This is a genomic window from Paracoccus fontiphilus (assembly GCF_017356265.1).
GTDB classification, from domain to species: domain Bacteria; phylum Pseudomonadota; class Alphaproteobacteria; order Rhodobacterales; family Rhodobacteraceae; genus Paracoccus; species Paracoccus fontiphilus.
This window is the reverse complement of the sequence record NZ_JAFNAW010000156.1, coordinates 1-1,608: the sequence shown is the minus strand read 5'-3', so window position 1 is coordinate 1,608 and position 1,608 is coordinate 1. Positions and strand designations below refer to the sequence as shown.

The 1,608-nt window shown below is 61.6% G+C and carries 2 protein-coding genes; both read left to right on the top strand.

The genetic code is table 11. The features are described 5' to 3' along the window. Positions 1-167 precede the first annotated feature (167 nt). Positions 168-785: a sugar O-acetyltransferase gene (locus J0F76_RS20595; protein ID WP_207472327.1), complete on the top strand. Its 618-nt coding sequence runs from the start codon at positions 168-170 to the stop codon at positions 783-785. Beyond that, positions 782-1,525: a PhzF family phenazine biosynthesis protein gene (locus J0F76_RS20590; RefSeq protein WP_207472326.1), complete on the top strand. Its 744-nt coding sequence runs from the start codon at positions 782-784 to the stop codon at positions 1,523-1,525. Before J0F76_RS20595 ends, J0F76_RS20590 begins: the two co-directional genes overlap by 4 nt. The last annotated feature ends 83 nt before the right edge of the window (positions 1,526-1,608 follow it).

Below are 1,608 nucleotides of genomic sequence, written 5' to 3'. Positions count from 1 at the left end.
GCTCTTTATGTGCCGACCGCGCTTCTGCAGTGCTACGCCCAATCCGAGCACACACCAGTCCCGGTGCGGAGAGTTTCCACACAGGCTAAGCCCTTTGCGGTCATTCGCATTCGGGCTGCACTCCAACTGGACCTGACATAGGTTGCCCTCAGCAGACGGAGACATGAATGACGCTGGCCGAACAACTCGCCCTTGCCCGAACGGGTGCCATGTATGACGACCTCACCCCCGAGCTGGTTGCAGCGCGTGAGAAGACGGTCCTTCTTACTAACCGCTACAACACGAGTTTCGGCGGCGCCCTCGCAGATCGTGAAACCATCCTGCGGGAACTGCTCGGGCGCGTAGGCGAACGTGTTCATTTCGAACCCACGTTCCGCTGCGAGTTCGGGCACGGCATCGAGATCGGCAACGACTTCTACGCTAACTTCGACTGCATCATGCTTGACGCGGGCGGGATCGAGATCGGCAACAAGGTGCTGTTCGGGCCGCGCGTCGGCATCTATACCTCCGATCATGCCATTCATCCCGAAGAACGTGCAGCCGGCGCCTGCCGCGCCCGTCCTGTGCGGATCGGCAATCGCGTCTGGATCGGTGCTGGAGTTCACATCAACGGAGGCGTGACGATCGGTGACGAGACGATCGTGGGGTCCGGCAGCGTCGTGACGAAAAGCCTGCCCGCTGGCGTCGTCGCGGCGGGCGTCCCCGCGCGCCCCATCCGCGACATCACCGACGCTGATCGGACGGGCTTCATCGGCAGCACAGGACAGGGAGGAGCAACGCAATGACGCGCGACTTCAAAATAGTCGATGTTTTCTCGGCCGCACCGTTCCAAGGAAACCCCGTCGCCGTGGTCATGAACGCGGATGGGTTGAGAGATGAGGACATGCAGCAGATCGCCGCCTGGACCAACCTGTCGGAAACTACTTTCCACGTCCGACCTACCGTTCCCGATGCCGATTACCGGCTACGTATCTTCACCCCCCGCAGCGAACTTCCCTTTGCTGGGCATCCGACACTCGGCAGCGCACATGCATTGATCGAGTCAGGGTTGGTCGATGCAGCGGGCGGTCACGTCGTTCAGGAATGCGGAGCGGGCTTGGTGCCGATCAGCGTCGAGGGTGCCGGGGCAGCGCGGGTGCTGCGCCTTCAACTGCCCGATGCCGAGATGCGAGACTTGACCGATGCGGAGCAGGAGCGGCTCGTCACGATCTTGGGCGTGCCGCTGGTGCCGGACGCGCAAGCTTCGCTTGTGGATGTGGGGGCGCGCTGGATCGTGGCCGAACTGGACAGCGCAGAAACCGTGCTGAATCTGATGCCGGACATGGCAGCTTCCGCCATGTTCGAAGCCGCCCTGTCCGTGACAGGCGTGACGGTTTTCGCAATGCACTCGTCTGGCGACGGCATCGAGGTCAGATCCTTCGCGCCCTCCTGCGGGGTGAACGAAGATCCGGTTTGCGGCAGCGGAAATGGCTCAGTTGCAGCCTATCGCCTTTCCCGAGGGCAGATCACGGATGCATCTAACTAGAGCCTGTTGCACTCAATCGACCTCATAACCTGCGGCTTTGAAGTAGTTGTAGCATTCCTCGTCGGAGAACAGATCGCAGACCT